The 4,341-nt window shown below is 62.0% G+C and carries 4 protein-coding genes; 1 reads left to right on the top strand and 3 read right to left on the bottom strand.

The features are described 5' to 3' along the window. The 3 genes from HP499_RS21270 to HP499_RS21260 form a co-directional block, all read right to left on the bottom strand. The coding region (locus HP499_RS21270; protein WP_172326104.1) for a carbohydrate ABC transporter permease at positions 1–739 on the bottom strand (739 nt) is incomplete at its 3' end. Between the two features lie 2 nt (positions 740–741). Then, the gene (locus HP499_RS21265) at positions 742–1,707 is read right to left on the bottom strand and encodes a carbohydrate ABC transporter permease (protein WP_172326105.1); all 966 of its coding nucleotides are present in this window, start codon (positions 1,705–1,707) and stop codon (positions 742–744) included. Positions 1,708–1,816: 109 nt separating this feature from the next. Further along, positions 1,817–3,142, bottom strand: a complete 1,326-nt coding sequence (locus HP499_RS21260; RefSeq protein WP_172326103.1) for an ABC transporter substrate-binding protein — start codon at positions 3,140–3,142, stop codon at positions 1,817–1,819. Positions 3,143–3,333: 191 nt separating this feature from the next. Between HP499_RS21260 and HP499_RS21255 the strand changes: the two genes are divergently transcribed. Beyond that, positions 3,334–4,341, top strand: a 1,008-nt coding sequence (locus HP499_RS21255; protein ID WP_172326102.1) for a beta-galactosidase, incomplete at its 3' end; no start/stop codon positions are given.

The raw sequence follows: 4,341 nt of genomic DNA, 5'->3' as shown, positions 1-4,341 counted from the left end.
GGTCATCACCAAGCATGATGTAGGGCAGCATGAAGTTGTTCCAGATGGCGACGAACTGGAACAGGAAGATGGTCACCAGGCCCGGCAGCATCATGGGCGCGGCGATGCGGTTGAAGATGTACATCTCCTTGGCACCCTCAGTGCGGGCGGCCTCAATGACGTCGCCGGGAACTGAAGCCGCGGCGTAGATGCGGGCCAGGTAAATGCCGTAGGGGCTGATGATCTGGGGCAGGAGCACCGACCAGTAGGTGTTGGTGAGGCCCGCCTGGGCCAGCATCAGGTATTGCGGAATGGCGAGGATGACGCCGGGAACCAGAACACCCATCAGCAGGACCTTGAAGACCCCGGACTTCCCCGGGAAATCGAACTTCGCCAGCACATAGCCGGAAAGAGCGGACACCCAGGTGGACACGATTGCGCCGACGCCCGCGTAGAGGGCCGTGTTGAGCATCCAGCGCCAGAACAGGCCGTCGCGGTATTTGGTGAGCTCCACAATGTTGTCCCACAGGTGCGTGCTGGGAGCCAAGGTAAAGGTGGAGAACAGCTCGGTGCCGTCCTTGCTCGCCGCAGCCACCACCCAGATCACCGGGAAGAGGCAGTAGAGCGCACCCAGGATCAGGATGCCGGTGGACAGGTAGCTGGGCTTTTCCTTGACGTACTCCGGCCTGGTGGCCTTGCTTGGCTTGCTTGGCTTGGGGTTGGCGCGGCGGCTTTTGGGTGGCGTGGCGAGGGCAGTCACAGTCAGTTCTCCTGTCCGAAGGCCCGCTTCTGCACGATGCGCAGGAACAGGAACGAAATGATGAAGGTAGCCAGGGCAATCACGATGCTGGTGGCGGCCGCGGAGAAGACGTCGTTCCGCGTGAAGGCGTCGCGGTACACCAGCATGAGCGGGGACCAACTGGTGGAAAGGCTGTTGGCCAGGGGACGCAGGGTGGTGGGCTCGGCGAAGACCTGCAGCGTTGCGATCATCGAGAACAGCGCAGTCATCACCAGGGAAGGGGCAATGATGGGGATCTTGATCCTGATGGCGGTCTGTATTTCAGAGCACCCATCCAGCTTGGCGGCCTCGTAGATTTCGCTGGGAACTGCCTTGAGCGAGGTGTACATGACAATCATGTTGAAACCCACGCCACCCCACAGGGCGATGTTGCAGATGGCGAACGTCACCAGGTTGGGATCCAGCAGCGAGGGCAGTTCCATCCCGAATTGCCGGGCCAGGAAGTGGAACGGGCTGACACCGGGCAGGTAAAGGAAACCCCACAGGAGTGAGCTGATCACTGCCGGGACTGCGTACGGCAGGAAGATCGCGGTGCGGGAGAAGCTTCCGGCCCGTGTGCGCCGCGAATCCAGCAGCAGCGCGAACAACAGCGCGAAGCCGAGCATCAGGGGAATCAGGATGAGCCCGTACGTCAGGACCCGGAGGACGCTGCCCAGGAATTCGGGATCCGTCAGTGCGCTGATGTAGTTGTCCAAGCCAGCGAACGCAGTGCTTTGCGAGCCTTTCCCAAGGCCCAGGCCGCTGACCTTCTTCTTCTGGAAGCTGAGCACCAACGTGTAGATGATGGGCGCTGCCATGAAGACGAGGAAAAGGATGATGCCCGGGGCCAGCATTGAGTAAGGGATGAGCACCCGGGACTTGAAGTTCTTGGCCCGCCTGGGCGTATCGGCTGTTCTTCCGGCTGCCGGACCGGGCCTGGTTGCGGTCATTGCCACGGGTGCACTTCCTTGTGGTGGTTCGAAGGTAAGACTCTGGGTGGAGACGCTGCGGGAGGGCGGGGCACCATCCTCCCGCAGCTGGTGCGGTTACTTGGAACGGCTATTTGACCGTGAAGCCGGTCTTCTTCAGGTCATCAACGGTGACCTGCTGCATGCTGTTGACCGCGTCCAGGAAGGCACTCTTCTGCTTGGACTGGGCAGCCTTGGCGAACTGATCGTTGTAGGCGTTGAAGGCAACGTTGACGTTGGGACCGTAGGTGAAGGACCCCACGCTCTTGGCGGCTTCTCCCACCACCGTGTAGAAGTCCGGCTGGTTGGAGAAGAACGCGGGAGCCTCGGTGAGGGAGGATTCAGCGCCGGCGGAGTCGGCGGGGTAGATGCCGGTTTCCTTGACCAAGGCCTTGACTGCCTCAGGGTCCGTGTTGAGCCACGTGGCGAACTTGGCGGCGGCGTCGAGGTTCTTGGACTGGGAGGTGACAGCGGTGGATGAGCCTCCCCAGTTACCGGTGGACGGCTTGGAGGCGTCCCACTGCGGCATGGGTGCTACCTTCCACGTGCCTGCTGTGGCTCCGGCGTTGCCCTCAAGGACCCCTGGGCCCCACGCTGCGCTGAGCCAGCCAACCTGCTTGCCGGTGTTGAGCGCGGTATTCCACTCAGGCGTGTACATGGGCTTGTTGTCGATGATGCCCTCTTCTACGAGGCCTCCCCAGTATCCGGCCACTTTCTCCGTGGGCTCTTCGGCAATCTTGACGTTCCAGGCATCGCCGTCAACACCCCACCAGGAAGCTCCGGCCTGCTGTGCCATGCCGGTAAACCAACCGGCATCGTTGGAGGAGAACGTTCCGAGATAGGCCTCCGGATCGGCTGCATGGACTGCTTTGGCCGCTGCTGCGTATTCATCCCAGGTGCCGGGGACGGAAATTCCGAGTTTCTCGAAGATGTCCGCGCGGTAATAGAAGACCATGGGGCCGGTGTCCTGCGGGACCGAGTACAGCGCTTCGCTGCCCAGCGTCACGGAGTTCCAGACGCCTTCGGGGAAGTGGCTCTTGGTGTCATTGGCTGGGGTGCCGGACAGATCGGCGAGCGCGTCGGCGGCCACCAGCGTAGGGATCTTTTGGTACTCGGCCTGGATCAGGTCCGGTGCGCCGCTGCCGGCCTTGACTGCGGTGAGCAGCTTGGTGACCGCGGGGTCGCCACCATCCTGCTTGTTGACCGTGACGTGGATGGTGGGGTTCTTCTCGTTCCAGAGTTCCACCACCTTGTCCAGATTCGGGGCCCATGCCCAGTAGGTCAGTTCCACCTTCTGGTTGGGGTCGCTGGCTGCAGCATCCTGGCTGCCGGCGCTGGAGCCTGCGGAACATCCTGCGGCGAGCATAGTGGCCGCTGCGAGCATGGCTACGGCGCCTGCACGAAATGACTTGCGCATTTCGTCCTCCTTGTCGAAAAGCTGAATGGGGTCTGTCTGGGTTTCACCGCTCATCCGAACCGAGGTCGCATGACTGTGAGCGGTTCCAGTTAGTCACAGCGCTGTGATCTATGTCAACCCTGAATTTGGTCTAGTCAACGGAATTGGAGCTGTGATAATACTGGGAGCGCACACAGTTCTTAGGAGATTTGATGACAGACGTCCTGCAGGCCCCCGCCACCCAACCCGCACAGGCGCCTTGGGTACAGCGACCGGCCGGCCTTTGCTACGGCGGGGACTACAACCCCGAGCAGTGGCCCCGCGAGGTCTGGGTGGAAGACATCGCGCTGATGAAGGAGGCCGGGATCAACCTGGTCAGCATTGGCATCTTCTCCTGGGTGTTGCTGGAGCCGCGCGAAGGCGAGTATGACTTCGAATGGCTGGACCACCTCATGGACCTGCTCGCCGATGCCGGAATCAGCGTGGACCTTGGAACTCCCACCGCCGCCCCACCCGCGTGGTTCTGGAAGAAGTACCCGCAAGCACGCCCCGTGACCCGCGATGGGGTCACTCTGGGCAACGGATCCCGCGGCATGGCCAGCCCGAGCTCACCGGAATACCGCCGCGCGGCCACCAACATCACCGAGCAACTGGCACGCCGCTACGCCTCCCACCCCGCTCTGGTTCTTTGGCATGTCCACAACGAATACGGCGCCCCCGTCAGCGACTCATATGACCAGAACTCCGTGCTGGCGTTCCGCGATTGGCTCCATCGTCGCTACGGCACCCTGGATGCACTCAACCAGGCCTGGGGCACCCTTTTCTGGGGGCAGAAGTATGGTGAATGGGACGAGATCGACGCTCCGCGGGTCTCGGCCAGCGTAAGCAACCAAGGCCAGCGCCTGGACTTCCACCGGTTCACCTCCGACGCAATGCTCCAATGCTTCATTGCAGAGCGCGATGTCATCAAGAAGTACACGCCCCACCTGCCGGTGACCACCAACTTCATGGCCACCAACTGCCTGTCTCCGGACTATTGGGCCTGGGCCAAAGAGGTGGACATCGTGGCGAACGACCACTACCTCGTTGCCCAGCGAACAGACAACCACGTCCTGCTCTCAATGGACGCCGACCTCACGCGCTCCCTGGCGGGCAACCGTCCCTGGATGCTGATGGAACACTCCACTGGGGCCGTGAATTGGCAAGGCCGCAACATCGCC

This window comes from Paenarthrobacter sp. CM16, from assembly GCF_013179505.1.
Taxonomy (GTDB): Bacteria; Actinomycetota; Actinomycetes; order Actinomycetales; family Micrococcaceae; genus Arthrobacter.
The sequence above is the reverse complement of the archived record's forward strand: the minus strand, read 5'-3'. Positions and strand labels throughout refer to the sequence as shown.